Here is a 25,075-nt window from a genome sequence, read left to right on the forward strand (position 1 = left end):
GGGCAAGTGGAACGCTTGGGATAGGACAAGTCCTAAATTTCCGAGGAATTTTCTCGACAGCGCGCTATGGCCGTGGCCAACCTTGCGATTTCGCAATGGAGCTCCTTGCCCTCGACGAGCAATCGCTGCTCATCGCCCAACTGACAACACGCATCCACTTCGGCGAGCGCGCGTATCAATGGCTCCGCGTCGATAAGACGAGCAATGCCTTGAAGCCGATGCAGCACCTCTTGCAGGCGTAACCAGTCGAGCGCCTCGACGACCTCGGTCAGCGCTCCGGCCTCTGCCTCCAGATTCCGGGAGAACTCGTCGAGCATTCGTCGCATGACCTTTTCATTGGCCTGGGTCAGACGTTGCAGCGCCTGCATGGAGAATGCCGGACCCTGCTGCAGGTCGGCGATGATCTGAGCCAGCCTGTCCAGGGCTATTGGCTTGACCAGCAGTTCATCCATGCCCGCTTCGGCACAGCGCAACCGCTCATCCTGCATGGCATTGGCGGTACAGCCGATAACCCGAACCGGACGTGCACCGGATAGCGCCTCCTGCTGGCGGATGGCTTGGCACAGGGCGTGGCCATTCATGCCTGGCATGTTGCAGTCGGTGAGCACCAGATCGTAATGCCCGGCTTGCCAGGCAGCCAGCGCCGTCACACCGTCGCTGGCGTCCTGCACCCGATGCCCCAGAAACTGCAACTGCTGGGTCAACACCATCCGATTGGCGGACAGGTCATCCACCACCAGAATGTCCAGCGCGGCTGTGTCGGGCCTCGGTTGGACAGGAGCCATTGCCGCCGCGTGCTCTGCATCGTGGCGTACATCGATCTGCACTTCGACTCGCGTTCCCACGCCTTCGGTACTGTGCAGGTCGATCGTGCCGCCCATCAGTTGGATCAACTGCTTGCAGATGGTCAAACCCAGGCCGGTACCGATGGATTCCTGTTGCAGGTCCACGCCACCCTGAACGAACGGTTTGAACAATCTGGCCTGTTGCCCAGGCGTCATGCCCGCGCCCGTGTCGCTGACGACAATGGTCATCCGCCACTGGCCCGGGTTGAGCAGCTGCGCGTCGACAGCCAGGCGCACGCTGCCTTGGCGGGTAAATTTCAAGGCGTTGCCGAGCAGGTTGTGCACCACCTGCCGCAACCGCAACGGATCGAACCAGAACGTGCTGGCCATGGCCGGTGCGATGTCGAGATCGAGCGCAATGCCCTTGCGCTGTGCCTGGGCCGAAAACAAGCTGAGCATGCCTTCGAAGAACGGCCGGACTTCGGTCACCTGCTCGGCCAGTTGCAGGCTGCCTGATTCGATCTTCGCCAGGTCCAGACTGTCGCCGATCAGGGCGACAAGCTCCTGGGCCGAACGCCAGGCCACCTCGAGCGCCTCGGACACCGGTTGCTCGTCCCGCCGGCGTCGCTCACGCTCCAACTCGAGCAAGCCGATGATGGCCGCCATGGGCGTACGAATCTCATGGCTCATGGTCGCCAGAAAGGCGCTCTTGGCCTGGTTTGCCTGCTCGGCGGTGTGCCGAGCCTCTACCAGTTGATCTTCGAGGCGCTTGCGCTCGGAAATGTCGATCCAGCCGCCCAGCAAGCCCTGAAGCTGGCCCTCGGCATTGTAGAACGGCACGATCCATTGCCAGGCATGCACCTTGCGGCCGTGCATCTGGATCTGCCGATCAGCGGATACCGGTTGCTGATCGTCCAGCAGCTTGAGGTAGTCGCGATGCATCTGCTCGGCCTCGTCCGAGTTCACCACGACAACCTCCTGCAACGTGCGGCCCTTGATGTCTTGCAAGCGCGTCGCGAAGCTCTGCTCGTAGCTCTTGTTGCAGGACAACAGCCGTGCCTGCAGATCGCGCACATAGATGGGGCTGGGAATGCCATCGAGCAATGCGCGCTGGAAGGCGAGCTGATCGTTGAGCGCATGCTCGGCCTCGAGTCGCTGACGTATCTGCGCCTTGAGTCGGCCGCTCCACACCAGTGACACGGCGCCCAGCACCAGGGCCACTGCCAGCAGCCAATAGACCCACGTGGCAATGCGCTGCCACATGGGCTCTGGCGGCACCACCGCACCCAGCCATTTCAAGCGCGCCGCGCGCAGTTCGGCTACCGGATACGCTTCCAGCGCTTTGTTGATGATCGCCGTCAGCTCGGGCTCCGAGGCGCGAATGGCGAAACGATCGGGTGACCATTCGCCATCGACATTGCGTCCGACCTTGAGCACGCCAGGCGGATACCGTCCCACTGCGCGATAGGCCCCGACTTCACTGTCGATGGTTGCATCCGCCTCGCCACTGGCAACCATCTCGCGCGCCTTGTCGTAGGTGCTGACCAGAACCAGTTTGATCTGCGGGTACTGGCTGCGGATCGCGCTTTCCAGGGCATGTTCGGCCGGAATCGCCAGTACCTTGCCGGCGAGCTCGTCCAGATGGCCGATGGGCAGATCCTCGGCGCGAACGATGAAGACCCAACCCTGGCCCCCGAAGGAATGGCTGAAGCTGAGGAACGCCTTGCGTTCCGGGGTTTCCGAGAGCGTGGTGTTCATGTCGGCCTGGCCATGCTTGAGCATGTCCAGGCTCTGGGCCATGGAACTGGAAGGCAGATAGACGAACTGCAGTCCCGTCATGTGCGACAGGGTCGCCAGCACCTCACTGTTGAGCCCTACCCAGTTCCCCTGCCGATCTCGGTACAGGTAGGGCGGATACTGGGTCGCAACCACGCGAACCTGTCGGTGCCGGGCGATCCAGGCTTGCTCGGCGGGTTCCAACGGGACCCGGTGGTGACCGATTTCCGAACCCAGCCCAGTGGTCCAGCGGGTCAGGATCTCACGGCGCAAACCGTCGTCGATGCTGGCCAGCGCCCGCTCGACCATCTGTCCCAGTAAAGGATCGGCCTTGCGACTGGCGATGGTGTACCCCACCGGGGGCAGGCCACTGGGGCCGATGATGTCCAGATCGAGGTAGGGACGCAGCGCATTGTAGGCACGCACGATGACTTCGTTGCTGATCATCGCATCGACATCGCCCTGATGCAGCGCTTGCAGGCCGCTGCTCAGGCTGGGTGCCATGACGATGCGGCTGTCCGGATACACGCGCTGCACCGTAGCGTCGTCGGCGTAGCCATCCACCAGCGCGACCTTCTGTCCAGCCAGGCCGCTCCCCTCCCTGCTACCGACGCGCCGCACGATAACACCATGGTCGGGCATGTACTCCTTGGTGAACGCCAGGCCGCCGATAGCCTGTTCATACCCATTGGCGCTGGTCAGCAGGTCGATTTCGCCATCCTTGAGTGCCTGCACCGCTTCGCTGCGCTGGGCGAAGCCCAGTACTCGCAATTCAACCCCCAGGCGGCTACCGATCAGGCTCAGGTAATCGGCGCTCACGCCTTGATAGCGGTTGCGCTCACTGGTGATATCGATGGGTTCATAGTCAGCCAATGAAACGCCGACGCGGAGCGTCCCGTGGCGCTGCAACCATTGCTGCTCGGCACTGGAAAGCGGCAGGGGCGCGAGCTGGGCGAACGGTGCGACGAGCGCGAAAGGCAGACTCTGGGCGGCAGTGGCCAAGCCGGGCAAAAGGATGCAGGCGCCCACCAAAAGCCCCGCTGCCCACGCCATCGCCCCTGCGCGCGTGAAAAACGAGGTCGGTTTGGGTCTCATGCCGTGCATCCTTGCCTGCGGGCCGAAAGGGCCTGGGAAAAAGTTGCATAAGCTTGGCACTGTAAAAAGCAGAAAGCCCGCATCGAGCGGGCTTTATGTGTTTCAGATCGCGTCAGGCGCGGTGCTGCGTACCGTCAGAGCGGCTTGCCGCGGTTGCCGTGCTGACTCACGAAGGCTTGTACGGCCGACAGGTCATTGGGCAGTACAATGCACTTCTCTTCGCGTTCGAACAGATCGACCAGGTGCGGCGGCAGCTCCAGCGCTTTACCCACACCCGCCTTCTGTACCGCCTCAGGGAATTTGACCGGATGCGCGGTACCCAGCACGACCATGGGCGTATCCAGGCTGCGTCGGCACTCGCGGGCCGCGCGCACGCCAATGGCCGTGTGCGGATCGAGAACTTCGCCGCACTCGGCGAACACCTGGGCGATGGTCTCGCAGGTCTGCTCGTCACTGACCGCCAGCGAGTCGAACAACTTGCGCGCCTCGGTCCAGCGCTCCTGCTCGACACTGAAACCGCCGCCCTGGCGGAAGTTGTCCATGAGGCCGGCAATGGCCGCGCCGTTGCGACCGTGCAGATCGAACAGCAGACGCTCGAAGTTCGACGACACCATGATGTCCATCGACGGCGACAACGTGGCGTGCAGGGTTTCCTTGACGTACTGGTTGCCGCTCATGAAGCGGTGCAGGATGTCGTTGCGGTTGGTGGCCACCACCAACTGGTTGATCGGCAAGCCCATGTTGCGTGCCAGGTAACCGGCGAAGATGTCGCCGAAATTGCCGGTCGGCACCGAGAATGCCACCGAACGCGCGGGCCCGCCCAGCTGCAGTGCGGCATGGAAGTAGTAGACGATCTGGGCCATGATCCGCGCCCAGTTGATCGAGTTCACCGCAACCAGCGGCGTGCCCTTGAGGAAGCTCTGATCGGCGAAGCTGTTCTTGACCATTTCCTGGCAATCGTCGAAGTTGCCTTCGATGGCGATGTTGTGCACGTTGTCGCCGCCGATCGTAGTCATCTGCCGACGTTGCACCGCCGACACGCGCTCATGCGGGTGCAGGATGAAGATGTCGACGTTCTCGCAGTGCTTGCAGCCTTCGATCGCCGCCGAGCCGGTGTCACCACTGGTGGCGCCAATGATCACCACACGCTGGCCGCGCTTGGCCAGTACGTAGTCGAGCAGACGACCCAGCAACTGCAGGGCAAAGTCCTTGAACGCCAGGGTTGGGCCGTGAAACAGCTCCATTACCCACTCGTTGCCGCCCAGCTGGCGCAGCGGCGCGATCGAGGCGTGGGCGAACACCCCGTAGGTGTCTTCGAGAATCTTCTTGAAATCGGCATCCGGGATGCTGCCGGTGACGAACGGGCGCATCACTCGGAAGGCCAGCTCGTGGTAAGGCAGGCCTGCCCACGAGGCAATTTCTTCCTGGGTGAAACGCGGCAGATTCTCCGGCACATACAGGCCGCCATCGCTGGCCAGGCCGGCGAGCAGGACCTCTTCGAAGTTCAGGGCCGGGGCCTGACCGCGAGTACTGATATAACGCATTGCGAATTCCTCTGGCAGCTGCCGCTTAGTTCAAGTGCTCGACACGGATGCGCACAACCGGCCCGACGACGCCCTGCAAGGCTTCCAGCGCCTTGATGGCATCATTGATGTGCTGTTCGACGACGCGGTGGGTCAGCAGGATCATCGGCACCAGGCCGTCGTGTTCCTCGACCTCCTTCTGCATGATCGACTCGATGTTGATGCCGCGCTCGGACAGGATGCTCGCCACCTGTGCCAGCACTCCCGGATGATCCTTGGCCTGGATACGCAGGTAGTAGGCACTTTCACACGCCTCGATCGGCAGGATCGGGTGGGCGGAGAGCGAGTCTGGCTGGAAAGCGAGGTGGGGAACACGATTCTCCGGGTCCGAGGTCATGGCCCGGACCACGTCGACCAGGTCGGCGACCACGCTCGAAGCGGTGGGCTCCATGCCAGCACCGGCACCGTAGAACAGGGTGGAACCGGCTGCATCGCCGTTGACCATCACCGCATTCATCACGCCATTGACATTGGCGATCAGGCGATCAGCCGGGATCAGCGTCGGATGGACGCGCAACTCGATGCCGCGCTCGGTACTGCGTGCCACGCCCAGGTGCTTGATGCGGTAGCCCAAGGCTTCGGCATAGTTGACGTCGGCCGTGGTCAGGCGAGTGATGCCTTCTGTGTAGGCCTTGTCGAACTGCAACGGGATGCCGAAGGCGATGGACGCCAGGATCGTCAGCTTGTGCGCGGCATCGATGCCTTCCACGTCGAAGGTCGGATCGGCTTCGGCGTAGCCCAGTGCCTGTGCTTCGGCCAAGACGTCTTCGAAGGTACGGCCCTTCTCGCGCATTTCGGTCAGGATGAAGTTGCCCGTACCGTTGATGATGCCCGCTACCCAGTTGATACGGTTGGCCGACAAACCTTCGCGAATCGCCTTGATCACCGGGATGCCGCCGGCAACCGCAGCTTCGAACGCGACGATCACGCCCTTCTCGCGCGCCTTGGCGAAAATCTCGTTGCCGTGCACGGCAATCAGCGCCTTGTTGGCGGTGACCACGTGCTTGCCGTTCTCGATGGCCTTGAGCACCAGTTCACGGGCGATGGTGTAGCCACCGATCAGCTCGATGACGATATCGATCTCCGGGTTGCCGGCCACTGCGAAGACATCGTTGGTAATGGGGGTACCGGCAATCTGGCAGTTGGGGTTCGGCGAGCGCATCGCAATCTGCGCCACTTCAATACCGCGCCCGGCACGGCGGGCAATCTCCTCGGCGTTGCGCTGAAGTACGTTGAAGGTGCCGCCACCGACGGTACCTAACCCACAGATGCCTACTTTGACCGGTTTCACTCTGAACTCCCCATGAAACGACCGCCCAGATGACAGTCGTGATACTGGCCGCAGGCCCTGGGCCTGCGGCTATTGATGACGTGCGAGTGCCGTTCAGCCTTTCGCGTCGAGCGCAAGTTTGGCGACGTTCGCGGCCGGCTGGTAGCCAGGAATGACCTGCCCGTTCTCCAGCACGATGGCCGGCGTGCCGCTGACACCAATCGACTGGCCCAGCTCGAACTGCTTGGCAACCGGATTGACGCAGGAAGGCGCCTTGATGGTATCGCCCGAGACCATCTTGTCCATGGCCGCCTTGCGGTCCTTGGAACACCAGACGGCCTGCAGTTGTTCGTCACCGGCCGATTTCAGACCCTGGCGCGGGAACGCCACGTAGCGTACCTCGACACCCATGCGGTTCAGCTCGGGCACTTCGGCGTGCAGCTTGTGGCAGTACGGACAGGTGGTGTCGGTGAACACGGTGATGTGTGATTTGGTTTCGCCCACCGCCGGGTACACCACGGTATCGGCGACCGGAATGGCATTGATGGTCTTGGCGATGGCCAGCCGTTCGGTCTTCTCGGTCAGGTTGACCGGCTTGCCGTCCTGAATCTGGAACAGGTAGCCCTGCATGACGAACTGACCGTCGGCGCTGGCGTACAGCACACGACCGCCCTTGAGCTTGACCTCGTACAGACCATTGAGCGGGCTTGCGCCCACGCTTTCGATAGGGACTTCCAGTTGCAAGGTCTGCAGGGTCTTGCGAATGGCTTGCTCCGCAGCCGGGTCGGCCACGGCAAAGGTGCTGGCCAACGCAAGGGCTGCGGCGGCGAAAAGACGGGTCACGCGCATGGGAACTCCTGGAGCGACGGACTTGAGGGGCGATGGACGATCAACTCGTCACGGCCCGCTGCATAAACCGGGCAAGCCTACCACATTCATTGGGCAAGACCGACTGCGGACAACGCTCGACACAGTACCGAATCGTCCGATTTCATCCGCGCGGATGGTGTTTGGCATGCAGGTCCTGCAGACGCGCGCGCGCCACGTGGGTGTAGATCTGCGTGGTCGACAGATCGCTGTGGCCGAGCAGCATCTGCACCACGCGCAGATCCGCGCCATGGTTGAGCAGATGGGTGGCGAATGCATGACGCAGCGTGTGCGGCGACAACGACTTGGCGATGCCGGCGACCTGAGCTTGATGCTTGATGCGATGCCAGAACGTCTGCCGGGTCATCTGCTCGCCACGCTGGCTGGGAAAGACGACATCACTGGGCCTGCCGCCGAGCAGTTCATGGCGTCCATCGCGCAGGTAGCGCTCGACCCAAACCACGGCTTCCTCGCCCATGGGCACCAAGCGTTCCTTGTTGCCCTTGCCCACCACGCGCAACACGCCTTGGCGCAGATTGACCTGATCCAGGGTCAGGCTGATCAATTCGGTCACCCGCAGGCCGCAGGCATACAGCACCTCGAGCATGGCGCGGTCACGTTGGCCGATCGGCTCGCTCAGGTCCGGCGCCTGCAACAGCGCCTCGACGTCGGCTTCGGACAATGATTTGGGCAACGGCTTGCCCAGCTGCGGCATATCGATCTGCAAGGTCGGATCGCTGCCGATCAGCTTCTCGCGCAGCAAGTACCGGTAGAAACCGCGTGCGCCCGACAGCAGCCGCGCTGTAGAACGCGCCTTGTAACCCTGTTCGACCCGCCAGGCCAGGTGATCGAGCAGCACCTCGCGGCCGGCGGCCTCCAGCGCGATGCCGCGCTCCTGCAGCCAGCCGTTGAACAGGGCAAGGTCACTGCGATAGGCGTCGCGACTGTTTTGCGAGAGGCCTTTTTCCAGCCATAAGGCATCGAGGAATTGGTCGATCAGGGGGTGGTCTAGGGCTGGCATCGAGATCGTAGGGTTGTGGGGGTCCGGGGATGATAACAGGGCGCAGAGTCAGGGCGACGCCTTCGCGGGCAGAGCGCGCTCCCACATGAACATTGCCATTGAGCACTCACCTGCCAACACTCGCCCACAAACCTTCACCCACAAAAAAGGCAGCCCGAAGGCTGCCTTTTTCTGCATCAGAAACAAACTGTTCTCAGGACAGTTTTTCCTTGATACGTGCTGCTTTACCAGACAGGTCGCGCAGGTAGTACAGCTTGGCTTTACGCACGTCACCACGACGTTTCACGGCCATGCTGTCGATCTGCGGGCTGTAGGTCTGGAAAGTACGCTCTACGCCAACACCGTTGGAGATTTTACGTACGGTGAAAGCACTGTTCACGCCGCGGTTGCGCTTGGCGATGACAACGCCTTCGAACGCCTGCAGACGGGAACGATCGCCTTCCTTCACTTTCACCTGAACGACGATGGTGTCGCCCGGGGCAAAGGGAGGGATTTCTTTGCTCATCTGCTCGGCTTCGAGTTGCAGAATGATTTTGTTGGTCATGCTGTGCTCCTAAGGCAAATCGTCTGAATTGCCATCGATACGTTAACTATCGTTCCGCTCGCGGAGATACTCCGCCAGCAGCTTGTTCTCTTCTCCAGAAAGCGAGCGTCTTTCCAGAAGATCGGCACGTCGTTCGTAGGTCCGCCCAAGGGACTGCTGCAAACGCCAGCGCCGGATGTGTGCATGATTGCCGCTAAGCAATACGTCGGGAACACGCTGATCCGCATACACCTCCGGTCGGGTGTAGTGCGGGCAATCCAGCAGACCGTCCGTGAAGGAGTCTTCCTCCGCGGAGTCCGCATGCCCCAAAGCTCCGGGCAGCAGTCGTGTAACCGCATCGATCAGGACCATGGCGGGCAATTCACCGCCCGACAGCACATAGTCGCCAACAGACCACTCTTCATCGACATGAGCTTCAATGAAACGCTCGTCGATGCCTTCATACCGCCCGGCGATCAGAATCAGGGATTCGGAAGTCGCCAGTTGTTTCACGGCGCCCTGTACCAGCGGTCGGCCCTGGGGCGAGAGGTAGATCACCTTCGCCGCTTCCCCTGCTGCTGCCTTGGCCTGAACCAACGCGTCTTCCAGGGGCTTGATCTTCATCACCATTCCCGGACCACCGCCGAAGGGCCGGTCATCCACTGTGTGGTGACGGTCCGTGGTGTAGTCCCGCGGGTTCCAGCAGGTCAGTTGCAACAACCCCTGTTTCACCGCGCGGCTGGTAATGCCGTACTCACTGATGGCCGAGAACATCTCGGGGAACAGGGTGATCACTTCAACGCGAAGGGTTGCCATCGCCTAGAAGTCCGCATCCCAATCCACCCTCATCTCGCCAGCGGCCAAGTCGACCTTCAACACGCATTGCGCCGTATAGGGCAACAGGCGTTCACGATCATCCAGGCTGCCCGCGCAGGGCTTCACCACCATTACATCGTTGGCGCCGGTCTCCAACAGGTGATCGATGGTGCCGAGCAATTGCTCCTGCAGATCGATGACCTTCAGGCCCTGAAGCTGATACCAGTAGTAATCATCTTCGGCCAGGTCGGGCAAAAGGCTGCGCGAGATGCAAATCTCGTAACCGGACAGAAGACGGGCTTCGTCGCGATCATCCAGGCCTTTCAACTTGGCAACCAGATCCTTTTGTGTGGATCGGCCGCTGACCAGCTCTACCTGTTTGACGACAACCCCTTCGCGCTTGAGCGTCCAGGTCTTGTAGTCGAGCAGGTTTTCTATCGGATCGGTAAAGGAAAAGACCTTCACCTCGCCGCGAACGCCGTGTACCGAGAAAATCTTGCCGACGACGATCAAGTCATCAGCGGAATCTGGCGTCGCGTTCATATTGCTCAGGCCGCGGCCTTGGCAGCTTCCTTCAGCAACTGAGCAACACGCTCAGAAGGCTGTGCACCCACGCTCAACCAGTGGTTGACGCGCTCTTGGTTCACGGACAGACGGATTTCCTGACCACGGGCAACAGGGTTGAAGAAACCCACGTGCTCTTTGTGGGAACCGTCACGCGGGTTGCGCGAATCGGTTACGGTCAGTTGGTAAAACGGGCGCTTTTTGGAGCCGCCACGGGCAAGACGGATGGTTAGCATTGAACATCGTTCCTGTAGTCGGTGCTGCAAATCATAATGCACAGCGGGCACACGGGTGCCCGAAAGGCCGCATATTCTCAAGGAATACACGGACATTTGCAAATGCCTTTTTCCGATAGGTCGGGGCTTGCAGCGTGGATTTGCCTATAAGCCGTTGCAAGCAACGGAGTTTGGCCACATGGCCAGGGTATTCATCGGCACGGGAAGTGCAGGTGCGGGAGCAGGCTCCCAAAGGACTCTCGTGCCGACGGAATGCGTTACATCTTGGGCATGCCGCCACCGCCGCCGGGCAGCATGCCGCCCATGCCGCGCATCATCTTGGCCATGCCACCCTTGGTGGAAAACTTCTTCATCATCTTCTGCATCTGCTTGTGCTGCTTGATCAAGCGACCGATGTCCTGCACCTGCGTGCCCGAACCCATGGCGATACGGCGCTTGCGCGAGCCGCTGATCACGTCCGGATCGCGGCGCTCGGCCGGGGTCATGGAGTTGATGATGGCTTCCATCTGCTTGAACTGCTTTTCGGCGACATTCTGGGCATTGCCCATCTGCGAGAGATTCACACCGCCGATGCTGGGCAACTTGTCCATCAGGCCACCGAGGCCGCCCATGGTCTTCATCTGCACGAGCTGGTCACGGAAGTCTTCGAGGTCGAAGCCCTTGCCCTTCTTCAGTTTCTTGGCGAGCTTGTCGGCCTTGTCCTTGTCCAGCGTCTGTTCGGCCTGCTCGATCAGGCTGAGCACGTCGCCCATGCCCAGGATGCGCGAGGCGATCCGGTCGGGGTGGAACGGCTCGAGCGCTTCGCTCTTCTCGCCCATACCGATGAACTTGATCGGCTTGCCGGTGATGGCACGCACCGACAGCGCGGCACCGCCACGGGCGTCGCCGTCGACCTTGGTGAGGATCACACCGGTGAGCGGCAGCGCATCACCGAAGGCCTTGGCCGTGTTGGCCGCGTCCTGACCGGTCATGGCGTCGACCACGAACAGCGTTTCAGCCGGCTTGACGGCCGCGTGCAGTTGCTGGATCTCGCCCATCATCTCGGCGTCGATGTGCAGACGGCCGGCGGTGTCGAGAATGACCACGTCGATGAACTTGAGCTTGGCCTCGCGGATCGCGGCGTGAGCGATGTCCACCGGTTTCTGGCTGATGTCGGACGGGAAGAAGGTCACGCCGATATCGCTGGCCAGGGTCTCCAGCTGCTTGATGGCCGCCGGACGGTAGACGTCGGCCGACACCACCATCACGGTCTTCTTCTTGCGCTCCTTGAGGAAGCGCGCCAGCTTGCCGGCGGTAGTGGTCTTGCCCGCGCCCTGCAGACCGGCCATCAGGATGACCGCCGGCGGGGTCACCGCCAGGCTCAGTTCCTCGTTGGCGGCGCCCATCATTTCGACGAGCTCGGCCTGGACGATCTTCACGAACGCCTGGCCCGGGGTCAGGCTGCGCGAAACCTCGGTGCCGACCGCACGCTCCTTGACCTTGTTGACGAAGTCCTTCACCACCGGCAGGGCGACGTCGGCTTCGAGCAACGCCATGCGCACTTCGCGCAGGGTGTCTTTGATATTGTCCTCGGTCAGCTTGGCTTTGCCGGTAACGTGGCGAAGCGTCTGCGAGAGGCGGTCTGTAAGGTTTTCAAACATGTCGCGATCCTTTCTGGCTCTGGTTGAGCCGAGGTTGTGGCGGCAAGAGCAGGCCGGCGATTATAACCAAGAGTGGGTGCCACGGACACTGCGCGGTACGCAGTCTTTCGTCGGCGGGCATTTGATGCCAAACTCAGGCACTTTCCGGCTTGTGCTCCACAGGACCTATGCTCCCCTTGTCACCCAGTCTATTACCCACCCTCGCCGCCGCCTGCCTGTACGCCGCTGCGACTGCCTATCAGGCGACCCGCATTGGCCAAGGCAGCAAGGCTGACAAGCGCCTGCTCTACCTGTTTGGCTTCCTGGCCGTCATCGCCCATGGCTGCGCGCTGTTCTCGCAACTGCTGACACCGCTGGGGCTGAGCCTGGACTTCTTCAGCGCCGCCAGCCTGATCGCCGTGGCGGTGATCGCCCTGACCCTGCTGGCGACCAGTCAGATTCCCGTGGAAAACCTGCTGGTGCTGCTGTTCCCCCTGGGCCTGGCCACCATCCTGATCGCGCAGTTCGTGCCCGGCGGAACCGCGCCGCTGATCCACGAAGAGCCTGGCATCCTTACGCACATCCTGCTGTCCATACTCGCGTACGGCATGTTCACCATCGCCGTGTTCCAATCGCTGCTGCTGTTGCTGCAGGATCACCAACTCAAAAACAAGCACCCCGCCGGACTGATCAAGAACTTTCCGCCGCTCCAGACCATGGAAAGCCTGCTGTTCGGCTTCATCTGGGCTGGCTGGGGATTGCTGTCGCTGTCGCTGATTTCAGGCTGGGTGTTCGTCGAGAACCTGTTCGCGCAGCACCTGGTCCACAAGACCCTGCTGGCGTGCCTGGCCTGGATCGTCTTCAGCGTCCTGCTGTGGGGGCGCAATCGCCTGGGCTGGCGCGGGCACAAGGCGATTCGCTGGACGCTGGCCGGGTTCTGCCTGCTGATGCTGGCCTATTTCGGCAGCAAGCTGGTTCGCGAATACATTCTGCACATCTGACAGGTCACCCATGGACACTCTGCCCCTAGGGCCGATGCTCGGCGCGCTGGCGCTGGCCATTCTCCTCGCCGCGCTGCTGTGTGCAGTGGACGCGGCGGTGCACACACTCGCCGCTCAGCGCCCTACCGGGCGCAACGGCGATCGGCCAGTGCTCCAGGCGCCCCTGCCCAGCCTGATACTGCTGAGCACCCTGGTCCGCGCCCTGGCCGTGACCCTGGGCGTCACGCTGGGCATCTATCTGCGAGGCGCTCATGGCGCCTGGCTGGGGGGCCTGGGCACTGCAATCATTCTGCTGGTGCTGGCCGACTACCTGCCACGTCATCTTGCCCAGCGCTACCCGCGGCCGTTCATCGGCATGGCCAATGCGCTGCTGGCACCGCTGCTCAAGCTGGTCTGGCCGCTGGCGTGGTTGCTGGACGGCGCTGCGCGCCTGCTGGTCGTACCCTTCGCCCGCAAGGACCCGAATCAGGGCCCCCGGCAGGAACCTGCCCAGCCCCGCAGCGTGCTCGATGAATTGGCTGCCGAGGCGCGCAGCAACAAGCCGCACCTGGCCAACAGCATTCATGCCCTGGACAAGATCACGGTCAACGACATTCTGGTGCCACGCAACGAGATCGACGGTATCAACCTGGAAGACTCGCTGGACGAGATCATCGACCAGTTGATGATCAGCCGGCACACCCGCCTGCCGGTTTTCCACAATGACATCAACCATGTCGAGCGCGTGCTCAACACCCGCCAGATCAGCCACTTGCTGCCTCAACGCGAGTTGACCATCGAAGCCTTGCTGGCTGCCTGCTACGAAGCCTATTTCGTACCGGAAAGCACGCCCCTGCAGATGCAGCTGCTCAACTTCCACAAACAGCAGCGGCGGCTGGGCATCGTCGTCGACGAGTACGGCGAGGTGCAGGGCATCGTTACCCTGGAAGACATTCTGGAAGAGATCGTCGGCGAGTTCGAAGATGACGACGCCTTGGCCAATCCCCATATCCACCCGCAGCTGGACGGCCGCTTCGTGGTCGAGGGTCAGGCCTCCATCCGTGACATCAACAAGAGCCTGGGCTGGCACCTGCCCAGTGACGGTCCCAAGACCCTCAACGGTCTGGTGACCGAGGCATTGGAAAGCATCCCGGCCAGCGCCGTCTGCCTGAAGATAGGCCGCTATCGGATGGAGATTCTCGAAACCGAGGAAAACCGTGCGTCGCGGGTACTGATCTGGCACGCAAGTAGCCTGCCTGCGGCATGACACCAACTTAGCAAGCCGTCTTGACTGGCGCCGCCGTTCGACAGGCGCCAGTCGACCTACGCCTTACAACTCGACCTTGACCGCCTGCGAGGAACGTGTGGCCTTTGCACGGGCCGCTTCGATCGATTCGTCGCGGGCCAGGGCCACGCCCATGCGCCGCTGTCCATTGACTTCAGGCTTGCCGAACAGACGCAGTGCCGTATCCGGCTCGGCCAACGCAGCTCCAAGGTTGTCGAAGGCGGTCTGGCGGGAATTGCCTTCGACCAGAATCACCGCCGAGGCCGACGGCCCGAACTGACGAACCAGCGGGATCGGCAGGCCGAGAATGGCACGGGCATGCAGGGCGAACTGGGAAAGGTCCTGGGAAATCAGCGTGACCAGACCGGTATCGTGCGGACGCGGCGAGACCTCGCTGAACCACACCTGATCGCCCTTGATGAACAGCTCGACGCCGAACAGACCACGCCCACCCAGGGCTTCGGTCACCGCGCGAGCCACACGCTCCGATTCGGCCAGAGCCACCGGGCTCATCGCCTGGGGCTGCCAGGACTCCTGATAGTCGCCCTTCTCCTGGCGATGGCCGACCGGCGCGCAGAACGTCGTGCCGCCCACGTGGCGCACGGTCAGCAGGGTGATCTCGTAGTCGAAGTCGATGAAGCCCTCGATGATCACCCGGCCCTTGCCGGCGCGCCCGCCTTCCTGGGCATACTCCCAGGCCGCCTGCACATCGGCGGACGTGCGCAACAGGCTCTGGCCCTTGCCCGAGGAACTCATGACCGGCTTGACCACGCAGGGGAAGCCAAGGTCCTGCACGGCCCGCTCGTAGTCCTCGAAGGTGTCGGCAAAATGATACGGCGAGGTCGGCAGGTCCAGCTCTTCGGCAGCCAGGCGCCGGATGCCCTCACGGTTCATGGTCAGTTGGGCCGCACGCGCGGTCGGCACCACGGTGAAACCCTCGGACTCCAGCTCCACCAGAGTGGCCGTGGCGATGGCCTCGATCTCGGGCACGATGTAATGCGGCTTTTCCGCTTCGATGACCGAGCGCAAGGCGGCGCCGTCAAGCATGTTGATGACGTGGCTGCGGTGGGCAACCTGCATGGCGGGCGCATCGGCGTAGCGATCGACGGCAATGACTTCGACGCCCAGGCGCTGCAGCTCGATCACCACTTCCTTGCCCAACTCGCCGCAGCCACACAGCAATACGCGGGTCGCGGTCGGCGACAGGGGGGTTCCGATACGGGTCATTTCAGGTCCTCAGGGAAGCGTCTGGATCGAGGGGCAGCACGCACGCCTGCCCGACAGGGGCGGGCATTTTAACCCAACACGGCGTTGCGCGCGCCAGTACCGCCGCCCGAGGGCACGAGCTCGACTAAAGGCTCGGCAACATCAGGCCCTGGGCCACGGCGCGCTGATGAGCCAGACGCAGGACGTCGCGACGCTGCTCGTCGCTCATGCGCCCCCACTGGGTGATTTCGACTGCGGTGCGCTGGCAGCCTGTGCACACATCGTCCTCGTCCAGTGCACACACGCTGATGCAGGGTGACTTGACCGGCTTGGGTAGAGGATTCATGAATCCTGCTCGGTCAGTTCGCGCGCGTAACGCTGGGCATTGTGGACGTAGTGCGCGGCGCTGGCTTCGAGCATGCGCTTCTGGGCTTCGGTCAGTTCGCGCACGACCTTGCCCGGTGACCCCATGACCAGCGATCCATCGGGAATTTCCTTGCCTTCGGCGATCAGCGAGTTGGCTCCGATGATGCAGTGCTTGCCGATCCTGGCACCGTTGAGGATGACCGCGTTGATCCCGATCAGGCTGAAGTCGTCCACGGTGCACCCATGCAGCATGGCATTGTGGCCAATGGTGACGCCGCGACCGATGGTCAGCGGCACGCCGGCGTCGGTGTGCATCACGGTGCCGTCCTGGACGTTGCTGTGCTCGCCGATGTCGATCAGTTCGTTGTCGCCGCGCAGCACGGCGCCGAACCACACGCTGGCGCCGGCCTGCAGCCGCACCTTGCCGATCAGGGTGGCGTTGGGTGCGATCCAGCTGTCGGGATGGGTTTCGACGCGAGAGTCGCCCAGACGGTATTTCATGTGATGTCCTCGACGCAGCAGCGGTCGGCACGGCACTTGGCCGAGCGACGCTCAGATGGCGGTGTAGTGCTCGGGAGGCCGGTGCAGGCTGATCCGGGCGTCATACATCAGATTGACCAGCTCGACGATCATGATCGCCGACAACCCCCAGATCTTGTATTCGCCGAAGCGGTAGCTGGGCACATACCAGCTGCGCCCCTGGTAATCGATGCGGTGGGTATGTTCGCGCGGATCCTGGCGGAAGAACTCCAGCGGCACCGAGAACACGGCAGCGATTTCGGCATCGTTTGGCTGGTATTCGACGTAGTCGGGAATGATCCCGACAAAAGGCGTGACCTTGAGCCCGTGCTTGGAGAACAGCGGGCTGAGCGGACCGATCACTTCCACCAGCCCCGGCGGCAGACCGATTTCCTCTTCGGCCTCACGCAGGGCGGTGAACACCAGGTCCGGGTCCTGCGGGTCGCGCCGACCGCCGGGAAAGGCCACTTCGCCGCCGTGGGTGGAGAGCCCCGAGGCACGTAGCGTCAGGACCAGTTCGGGCTCGTCGCTGCGAGTGATGGGCAGCAGCACCGCCGCTTCGGGAAAACGGCTGTCGGTTTCCAGCGTGCGTGGGGTGTGGCTGCTCACTCGGCGCAGTAGCTCGTCCAGCATGGCGTTTCTCGATCCGTGGCCTGCTGGCATGATGCACCAAAAGCCGCTGGCAGCCCAAGCCCGATTTGCCCCGCCGCAGGCTTGCGGCCCTTGGACAGTACGGCCAAGATAGCGGCAGCCATCAAGGATCTCAGCATGAATTTCTGCAGCCATTGCGGCAACCCGGTGACCCTGCGCATCCCCACCGGCGACACACGTCCCCGATTCGTCTGCGGACATTGCCACCTCGTTCATTACCAGAATCCCAAGGTGGTGGCAGGCTGCATCGCCGTATGGCAGGGACAGGTCCTGTTATGCCGGCGGGCCATCGAACCGCGCCGCGGTTTCTGGACCCTGCCCGCAGGCTTCATGGAAAATGGCGAAACCCTGCAGCAGGCCGCCAGCCGCGAAACCATGGAAGAAGCCTGCGCCCAGGTGACCGACCTTGCGCTGTACACCGTTTTCGATCTACCGCACATCAGCCAGGTGCAGGTGTTCTACCGTGCCGAAATGTCCGAGCCTGTGTTTGCCGTGGGTGAGGAAAGTCTGGAAGTGGGATTGTTCGCGCAAAATCAGATCCCTTGGGCGGAGCTCGCTTTCCCCACCGTCGGGCGTACCTTAGAATACTTTTTCGCTGACCGGCTGGAGCATAACTATCCGGTCCGCAACGAGTGTGTGGGGCCGTTGCTCGCGCAGCCGCCTCAGACCTGACCCGACGCACCGGCACCCGCGGTGCGTATTCATTGCAGGAATACTCCATCGATGCGCTGCCTGACCGCCCTGTTCTGCCTGTGCTTCGCCGTGAGCGCCGAGGCGGCCTTCACCGTTACCGTGGAACGCAAGCCGGTTGACCAGATCGGCGTTGTGGCTAAACCCGGCAAGCGCCTGGGCGTGGATCCGATCGACAAGGTGCTGGTGCTCAAGACCAGCCGCCAGTTGCAGTTGATCAGCGGCGGCGAGCCGCTCAAGAGCTATCGCATTTCGCTGGGCAAGCAACCCAACGGTGCCAAGGAACGAGAGGGCGACAAACGCACCCCCGAAGGTTTCTACTGGCTCGACTGGCGCAAGGTCAGCGATCGGTTCAACCTGGCCATGCACGTTTCCTACCCCAATATCAGCGACGCGGCCCGGGCTCGCCGCGAGGGCGTTCCACCCGGCAGCATGATCATGATCCACGGTACTCCGATCGACGCGGAGTACCCGGAATGGTACTTCGCCACCCTGGACTGGACCGATGGCTGCATCGCCATGAAAAACGACGACATGCGAGAGGTGTGGAGCCTGGTCAAGGACGGCACGATGATCGAGATCCGGCCTTGAGCCGAAGGCTTTCTGCAGCGGCGCAATCGTGACGGTCCTTCAGGCATCATAGGAACCATCCTACGAGTGGTTCCTTTTTCTAATCCTCGCTTTCCCACTGTCTGTCAGATTCTTCCTACCTACAACCCTTCTCCCCTGCCCGTTCCCTGGGAAGTCCTGCCTCATAAAGTGGCCCCCTATTGATTGGTCGACAACTGGGGCTGGGCTGCAATGACGATTTTCCGCAAAGACTGCCTGTTATCCATGCTGCTATTGGGACCTGCCCTGGCGCTGGCCGAAACAGGCGTGCCCAAGCTGGATGACCAGATTTTGCGCCAGTTCGATAGCCAGCGTCTGGAGCGCGAAGCGACCGAACGAGCACAACGACTGGAAACCCTTCATAAAGACACAGCGGTGCAAGCGCCGGCCGCCCCGCAACGGGTCGAGAGCGATGCCGATTGCTGGCCGGTTTCCGCCGTGCAGGTGCAGGACAACCATCTGCTGGATACCGATACGCTGCAAGCCGTTCTCAAGCCTTGGGTTTCGCCGTGCATCGGCGTCAGCGACATCAACCAGATGCTGCTCGCGCTGACGGGTGCCTATGTGAAGGCCGGTTACATCGCCGCCCGACCTTACGTCCTTCGATTGCCCGAAGCCGATGGCGAACTGGTACTCGCCATGCTCGAAGGCTTTATCGAGTCGATCGAAATCGCCGATGGCAGTACCGATCTGGCGCTGGGCAGCGCCTTCCCCGGAATGATTGGCCGACCGCTCAAACTCACCGATTTGGAAAGTGGCCTGGACCAGCTCAACCGTTTGCGTTCGGTCGACCTGACCCTGGACATCGCGCCCGGCGAGCAGGTGGGCGGCACGCGGATCATTCTGCGTCCGCGAGGCACACGCAGATCCTGGACCTTGGGCGCCGGTCTGAACAACCGCGGCAGCGACAGTTCCGGGCGGCACCAGGCGCAATTGAGCATGAGCCTGGACAACCCGTTGCACCTCAACGATTCGCTGGCTGCCAGCTATGCCCACAGCCTGGACGGTGGCGCAGGCTTCAGTCGCCAAGGTGGGCTGTTCTACGAAATACCCTACGGGCGCTGGACGCTGAATACCTTAGCGAGTCGTTTCGAATCGCGGGCACCATTGGCTAATCGCCACAACGTGGCGCAGAGCCTGGAGAGCTACGGGCTCAAGCTGGACCGTAGCCTGTGGCGCAACCAGACCACGCTGCTCAACGCACACCTGCGCCTGGACCAGACTCGCACCGACCTGCTGTTCGACGGCACGACCGTGCGCAACGGCCGCACGACGCTGAGCGTTGCCAGCTTCGGGCTGAACCTGACTCACCTGGGCGATTCGGTGTGGAGTGGGTACCTGGGCTACTCCCGCGGGCAGGGTTGGCTGGGGAGCGATAGCACACCGCTGCGCCATGACGCGCCCCAACCGCGTTTCGAAAAGTACCGGGGCACGGTCACTCGCCGTTCGCTGTTCAACCTGCTCGAACGGCGCTGGGCCTGGAACACCGAACTGGATCTTCAGTACAGCCCCGACCCGCTGCCCAGCCTGGAGCAGTTGCGCCTGGCCGGCAGCGGCAACGTGCGTGGCTACCGCCTGGACAGCCAGCCGGTGTCCAACGGCGCCACCCTGCGCAACACCCTGAGCACCTCTCACCTGCTGGCCCCCGGCCTGTACCTGACACCCCGTGCCGGGTTGGACCTGGGCTGGGGCCAGCACACCTACAACCAGGTCCAGACCCAACAGGCCGTCGGCCTGAGTACGGGTGCGGCCCTGAGTTGGACCGATGGACAGCTGACTCTGGACTATCAACGCGGATTGCATCGGCGCACCAGTACATCACCGGAGCCAGGTTTCTGGACCTTCGGGCTGTCGCAAGCCTTTTGAAACACGCGTTCTGACATGGAAGTTCTGACACGGAAGTTCTGACCAACACGTTCTGAAAAACTTCTAAAAACAGGTACACATCCCCATGAAAAAACCATCACGTTGTGTTCAGCGCGACACCTTGCGCCTGGCGATTGCCAGTATCGTACTGGCCCCTTACATGGCCAGCGCCGACGTCATCCAGCCCGCCTTCGAGTCGGGGCCTACACCAGTCATCGTCAACGGCTCGGGCCGTGCGCCTGTCGTCGATATCGTCGCACCCAACGCCGCCGGCCTATCGCACAATCGCTACGAGCAATACAACGTCGGCCTACCTGGCGTGGTGCTGAACAACAGCTTGCAGGCCGGTCAGGCCCACGTGGGTGGAGAGTTCCAGGATGTCCAGGCCAATGCGCAGTTCAGGGGTCAGGCCGCCAGTACCATTCTCAATGAAGTGATTGGTCGGCGCCGCTCCGATATCAATGGCGAGCAGGTGATCTTCGGCCAGGCAGCCGACTACGTACTGGCCAACCCCAACGGTATTTCCCTGAACGGCGCGCGGGTGAACCTTGGGGTGAATAATCAGGCGACCTTCCTGGTGGGTCGGCCTCAGGTCGAGAACGGCCGTATCGCCGGATTCGACACGGGCGGTACGGTCGACCCTCGCGCAGCACTGCGGGTGAACGGTACAGGTGTCACGGTGAACGGCGGTTCGCTGGCCTTGATCGCGCCGAGGATCGACCAGCAAGGTCAGATCAACGCAGAGCAGAATCTCGACATTCTGTTAGGCAGCCACCGGGTCGATGCCAACAGCCTGGCAATCAGCAACATTCAGCAGAACGGCTTCAAGACCGATGCGCAGTTGGTGGGGGCCATGCATGCCAATCGGATCAATATCCTCAGCACGCGCGAAGGTGCCGGTATCAACATGGGCATCAGCCAGATCGAGGCGCGGCAGGGCATCGATATAGCGTCCCAGGGCAATCTGAACATGGCCAGCACCGCCCTTCGCGACGGCCTGGCGACCCAGGGCGAATTGAACGCTGGCGACGGCGATATTCGCCTCAGCGCGGTCGGTGATCTGAGCCTCAAGTCGGTGCGCGCGCGCGGCGCGTCGATTACCGCTGATGCCGGTGCCAACCTGAACCTGGACACCTTGACCCGCACCACTGAATCCAGCCTGAGAAACGGCGTGGAAAACGACTGGTACTTTCTGCCCGCGGGCGCAACCATCACTACAGTCGATAAAAGACGGATCGAACACCTGACCAACAGCCTCGACGTAACGCACAATGTAACCCTGAGCGCAGGCAACAACGCCAAGCTCGCCGCCACCCACATCAGTAGCGGCGGTGACATTGCCGTGCGCGCGGGCGACGCGCTGGAAGTGATCGCCAATGTCGATCAAACCCTGGACCGCGTGACCGTCAGCAACCAACGCCAAGGTGCGCAGCGCCTGGACAGCACCGCCACGCAGACGGCGCAAACCGCCGCGTCCAGCCGCCTGGATGGAAAATCGATCAGCCTGGCCGGGCGTGCCGTCAAGGTCACCGGCAGTGATCTGACCAGCCGCAGTGATATTGATCTTTCGGGCACCGACTCGGTGGACATCGGTACCGTCGCCCTGCATGGCTCGGTGAAGCAAAACAGTCGCGAAGGGCACGTGATCGTCCGGCGCTCGCGCACTGAGATGCACGACCGCGAGAAGACCATCGACCACCGTGGCAGCCAGCTGACGGCGGACGCCGGCAAGGTCGAGGCCAAGGCCGATCGCGTGGACCTTGTCGCCGCGAAGGTCCGGGCCAAGGATATCGTCCTGCAAAGCGGTTCCCAAGGTCTCACCATAGAAGGCGTACAAGCGCACAAGCGCCTGGAAAATGCGCGTCTGGATACGGCTCTGTTCAGATCGTCCGATCGCAGCTACGACCGCAGCCAAAGCACCTATCAAGGTAGCTCGCTCCAGGCCAGTGACACCGTGAACCTGGAGAGCCAGTACGACACTCAGATCATAGGCTCGAGCATTTCGGCCAAGGGCGATCTCAAGGTCAAGACTGAGGGTCATTTGACTGTCCGTGCCGGTGAGCAGAGCAGCGAATCCACACTCAAGGGCAAGGACTGGAACCTGACGGTGTTCGTCGAGGCTGCCGGACCCGGCTCGGGCCAGCCAGTCGACGATGCGCAAGGCGCATCTGGACAAGTGAACGTAGGCGCAGGGTTGCGCCAGCAGTGGACATTGGACACCGCACAACTGACCACCCACCAGGCCAGCACGCTAAAGGGCAAAAACGTCACGCTGGAGGCTGGAGAAACCTTGGCCATGCTCGGCTCGTCGGTCGAGGCCGAGCAGGACGCGGTGCTCACGGCTCAGGACATCCGCATCCTGGCGACACAGGCACTGCGCAGCTTCCGCAATCGGGAAACCGGGAGGACCGTAGGCTACGAGATCACCTCAGGCCTCGATCGCGTGGGTGTGGCGTCCACATTCAGCCTGCAGACCGACACCGATGGGCGCAGTGAAAGCGTGCACACCCGCAGCACCGTCAAGGCGGGTAAGGACGCTCGCCTGACAGCGAAAACGCTGACCACCCAGGCGGCGCATGTGGAAGCCGGGGGGCTATTGCGAGTGCGCGCCGATGAGGTTCGCAACCAGGCTGTCACCGACGCCACCAAGACCGCCCTGGACTACAACAAGATCAAGCTCAGCGCAGGCATTTCGTTGGACTACGGTGCCATAACCCGTCAGGTACAGAAGCTGTGGACGGGCGTCGATCAGACCAGCCTGTATTCCACCGGCCTGGAGGACAGCCTGCTGCCGTGGAGCGTGGGTATCAATCTCAAGGGTGACTACCAGGATCGCAACAGCCAGTCGCTGACCCACATTGCCCGCGTCACGGAATTCAAGGGCGGTGACATCGATATCGCGGTCACCGGCAAGCTGCACGACATCGGAACCCAGTATGAGAGCACGGTCGGAGCGATCGCCTTGAGCGCTGGCAGCCATACCTTGGACGCTGCTCGAAACAGCGTGCGCACCACCATCGACGCGCTGGGGGTGGACGCCATCGCTCGGCTGGAAACGTCGATCGGTGCCGACTGGACGTTCGGCGCCGCTGCCCGGGGCCACAGCAGTGCTCAGCACAAGACCGTGGAAACCGCCGTGGTCGGCAGCCTGCTTGGCAAGAAAGGTATCGCCATCCAGTTGGGCACCGATGGTGTGTATGAAGGCACCCTGATGAGCAGCGAAGAAGGGCCGATCAGTATCGACAGCGGGGGCAACCTGCAACTGCGCCAGGCCAGCAACAGCATCGTCAAGCATGACGACGGGACCCGTGGACGCGGTGCGGTGCAAGTCAGTGGCACTGTGGTGCCGGCGCCCGTGATCACCGGCGCAGCCATCGGCGGTAGTGGGCAGTACACCGAACTCGACAGCACGCAGACCATCGGCGTGGGCGGTCGATTCGATACGCCGGGTGCAGTCACGTTGACCGCCGGGGGCAATGTGATCATGCAGGGTACCGATATCGGCTCGCAGCAAGCCCCTGTCGGGAGCCTGTCCATCAATGCCGGCGAGAGCGTCGTGGTACTTGCCAGCATCGATACCGCCAGAGCGGAGGGTAACGTCTATGGCGGGAGCGGCTCGCTGAGGGTCAGCGCGCAGCCGGCAACGGGTGGCAGACCACTGGCGGGCGGTGCAGGTTTCGAGTTCGGCCAGACCGACGAAGATTCGACGCTGCGACGCGGCGCGCAATGGCATGTGCTCGGCGACATGGCGGTGACAGCCGGCAGCGACCATGCCGCAGCCATATTGCTGGAGGGGCTGCAGGCCAACGCCGGCCGTATCGCACTGGACGCCAGCAGAGGCGGTATCCACATCAACGCGGCACGCTCTACCAGCGAGCGGGATAACAAGCTGATTTCCGCCTCGTTCAACCTGGGAGGGCAGGCAGGCGGTGCAAACAGAACCTATTCGCTCGATGAGTTCGCTGCACAGTTCAAGCTCGACTACGACAAACTGCAGAGCAGCACCTATGCCAACGCTCGGTTGACCGCAGGCACGGTCGACTTCAACAGCCCAGGTGAACTGCGGCTGGCCGGTGCGCAGGTGCACGCCGATCAGGTCAACGGCTCGGTGGGCAGTCTGCACGCCCGCAGCATGAAGGACCATGTCGATGCCATCACCGTCAAGGCCGAGGCCGAAATCGGCATGGGCGGAGATCCGTGGGGGGCAATCGGCGGCCTGGCGAGCCTGGCAGGCGAATGGGGTACCAAGGCCAAAGAGCGCTTGGACCAGCTGAACGCTGCCTACTCGCTGCCCGTCTCGGCCAAGCTCGGCTTCGACATGCGGCGCGAACTTCGTGACACCGTGGCACATAGCACGGTCCTCAATGGCCGGGACAGCATCGGTCTGGAGGTCACTCACCAGACGCGGTTGGAAGGTGCACAGTTGCAGACTGCCAGCGACCGGGTGGCGCTGAACAACGACCGTCTGCAGACCAGTGACCTGGACTCGCGCGACCGGTTGGTGACTGTGTCGCTGCTGGCCCTGACCCCTTCGTTGGGCGCGATCAAGGACGTATACGACCATCTGCAGAAGGACAAGCCGGAAGAACTCACGATCGACACCGGGCTGTTCCGTGAGGGCGGCCATGACCGCACCCAGTACCTGACAGGAGGTGTGGAAAAACTTTCGCTCTGACCTCCCATTGCGACCCCATGGAACCGGGGTTGCACACCTCTCTGCGGCCTGACAATCGTTTAGGCCGCATCCT

20 protein-coding genes are annotated in these 25,075 nt (G+C 62.4%); 6 read left to right on the forward strand and 14 right to left on the reverse strand.

Translation table 11 applies throughout. From position 1 onward, the window contains the following. Positions 1–32 precede the first annotated feature (32 nt). From QMX89_RS08010 to ffh, 10 genes are all read right to left on the reverse strand, one after another. Positions 33–3,656, reverse strand: coding sequence for a transporter substrate-binding domain-containing protein (locus QMX89_RS08010; RefSeq protein ID WP_282347729.1), 3,624 nt, complete (start codon positions 3,654–3,656; stop codon positions 33–35). A gap of 134 nt (positions 3,657–3,790) precedes the next feature. Then, positions 3,791–5,200 carry a threonine synthase gene (gene thrC, locus QMX89_RS08015; protein WP_282347730.1) on the reverse strand — a complete coding sequence of 470 codons (1,410 nt, stop codon included), beginning with the start codon at positions 5,198–5,200 and terminating at the stop codon, positions 3,791–3,793. A gap of 25 nt (positions 5,201–5,225) precedes the next feature. Further along, entirely contained in the window at positions 5,226–6,530 is a 1,305-nt protein-coding gene (locus tag QMX89_RS08020) for a homoserine dehydrogenase (RefSeq protein ID WP_282347731.1), read from the reverse strand. Positions 6,531–6,623: 93 nt separating this feature from the next. Further along, positions 6,624–7,358, reverse strand: a complete 735-nt coding sequence (locus QMX89_RS08025) for a DsbC family protein (RefSeq protein ID WP_049861278.1) — start codon at positions 7,356–7,358, stop codon at positions 6,624–6,626. Between the two features lie 142 nt (positions 7,359–7,500). After that, entirely contained in the window at positions 7,501–8,397 is an 897-nt protein-coding gene (gene xerD / locus QMX89_RS08030; RefSeq protein ID WP_056844212.1) for a site-specific tyrosine recombinase XerD, read from the reverse strand. A gap of 193 nt (positions 8,398–8,590) precedes the next feature. Next, positions 8,591–8,941 (reverse strand): 50S ribosomal protein L19, encoded by a 351-nt coding sequence (gene rplS, locus QMX89_RS08035; protein ID WP_049861276.1) that lies wholly within the window; start codon positions 8,939–8,941, stop codon positions 8,591–8,593. Between the two features lie 42 nt (positions 8,942–8,983). Continuing rightward, positions 8,984–9,736: a tRNA (guanosine(37)-N1)-methyltransferase TrmD gene (gene trmD, locus QMX89_RS08040; protein WP_049861275.1), complete on the reverse strand. Its 753-nt coding sequence runs from the start codon at positions 9,734–9,736 to the stop codon at positions 8,984–8,986. Between the two features lie 3 nt (positions 9,737–9,739). Further along, positions 9,740–10,279: a ribosome maturation factor RimM gene (gene rimM, locus QMX89_RS08045; RefSeq protein WP_049861274.1), complete on the reverse strand. Its 540-nt coding sequence runs from the start codon at positions 10,277–10,279 to the stop codon at positions 9,740–9,742. A gap of 5 nt (positions 10,280–10,284) precedes the next feature. Continuing rightward, positions 10,285–10,536: a 30S ribosomal protein S16 gene (gene rpsP / locus QMX89_RS08050; protein ID WP_008366201.1), complete on the reverse strand. Its 252-nt coding sequence runs from the start codon at positions 10,534–10,536 to the stop codon at positions 10,285–10,287. Between the two features lie 257 nt (positions 10,537–10,793). Then, entirely contained in the window at positions 10,794–12,176 is a 1,383-nt protein-coding gene (gene ffh / locus QMX89_RS08055) for a signal recognition particle protein (protein WP_043193032.1), read from the reverse strand. 167 nt (positions 12,177–12,343) lie between these two features. Between ffh and ccsA the strand changes: the two genes are divergently transcribed. Then, the gene (gene ccsA / locus QMX89_RS08060; RefSeq protein WP_122742487.1) at positions 12,344–13,156 is read left to right on the forward strand and encodes a cytochrome c biogenesis protein CcsA; all 813 of its coding nucleotides are present in this window, start codon (positions 12,344–12,346) and stop codon (positions 13,154–13,156) included. A gap of 10 nt (positions 13,157–13,166) precedes the next feature. Next, positions 13,167–14,402, forward strand: a complete 1,236-nt coding sequence (locus QMX89_RS08065) for a transporter associated domain-containing protein (protein WP_122742488.1) — start codon at positions 13,167–13,169, stop codon at positions 14,400–14,402. Between the two features lie 63 nt (positions 14,403–14,465). Here the strand turns inward: QMX89_RS08065 and purT are convergent, their stop codons facing one another. The 4 genes from purT to QMX89_RS08085 all read right to left on the reverse strand — a co-directional run bounded on the left by purT (position 14,466) and on the right by QMX89_RS08085 (position 17,144). Then, positions 14,466–15,647, reverse strand: a complete 1,182-nt coding sequence (gene purT / locus QMX89_RS08070) for a formate-dependent phosphoribosylglycinamide formyltransferase (RefSeq protein ID WP_282347733.1) — start codon at positions 15,645–15,647, stop codon at positions 14,466–14,468. 124 nt (positions 15,648–15,771) lie between these two features. Further along, entirely contained in the window at positions 15,772–15,972 is a 201-nt protein-coding gene (locus QMX89_RS08075) for a DUF1289 domain-containing protein (protein WP_049861269.1), read from the reverse strand. Continuing rightward, positions 15,969–16,493: a gamma carbonic anhydrase family protein gene (locus QMX89_RS08080; RefSeq protein ID WP_282347734.1), complete on the reverse strand. Its 525-nt coding sequence runs from the start codon at positions 16,491–16,493 to the stop codon at positions 15,969–15,971. Before QMX89_RS08080 ends, QMX89_RS08075 begins: the two co-directional genes overlap by 4 nt. A 51-nt stretch (positions 16,494–16,544) precedes the next feature. Continuing rightward, positions 16,545–17,144: a CoA pyrophosphatase gene (locus QMX89_RS08085; RefSeq protein ID WP_282347735.1), complete on the reverse strand. Its 600-nt coding sequence runs from the start codon at positions 17,142–17,144 to the stop codon at positions 16,545–16,547. Between the two features lie 135 nt (positions 17,145–17,279). On the opposite strand from QMX89_RS08085, the gene QMX89_RS08090 reads away from it, so the two are divergent. The 4 genes from QMX89_RS08090 to QMX89_RS08105 all read left to right on the forward strand — a co-directional run bounded on the left by QMX89_RS08090 (position 17,280) and on the right by QMX89_RS08105 (position 25,002). Next, on the forward strand, positions 17,280–17,834 hold the full coding sequence (locus tag QMX89_RS08090) for an NUDIX hydrolase (RefSeq protein ID WP_049861266.1): 555 nt from the start codon (positions 17,280–17,282) through the stop codon (positions 17,832–17,834). A 51-nt stretch (positions 17,835–17,885) separates the two neighbouring features. Next, entirely contained in the window at positions 17,886–18,443 is a 558-nt protein-coding gene (locus QMX89_RS08095; RefSeq protein ID WP_282347736.1) for a L,D-transpeptidase family protein, read from the forward strand. 243 nt (positions 18,444–18,686) lie between these two features. After that, on the forward strand, positions 18,687–20,327 hold the full coding sequence (locus tag QMX89_RS08100; protein ID WP_282347737.1) for a ShlB/FhaC/HecB family hemolysin secretion/activation protein: 1,641 nt from the start codon (positions 18,687–18,689) through the stop codon (positions 20,325–20,327). An 85-nt stretch (positions 20,328–20,412) separates the two neighbouring features. After that, positions 20,413–25,002, forward strand: a complete 4,590-nt coding sequence (locus QMX89_RS08105; RefSeq protein WP_282347738.1) for a hemagglutinin repeat-containing protein — start codon at positions 20,413–20,415, stop codon at positions 25,000–25,002. Positions 25,003–25,075 lie beyond the last annotated feature (73 nt).

The organism is Pseudomonas sp. PS01301 (assembly GCF_029960215.1).
GTDB classification, from domain to species: Bacteria; Pseudomonadota; Gammaproteobacteria; order Pseudomonadales; family Pseudomonadaceae; genus Aquipseudomonas; species Aquipseudomonas coleopterorum.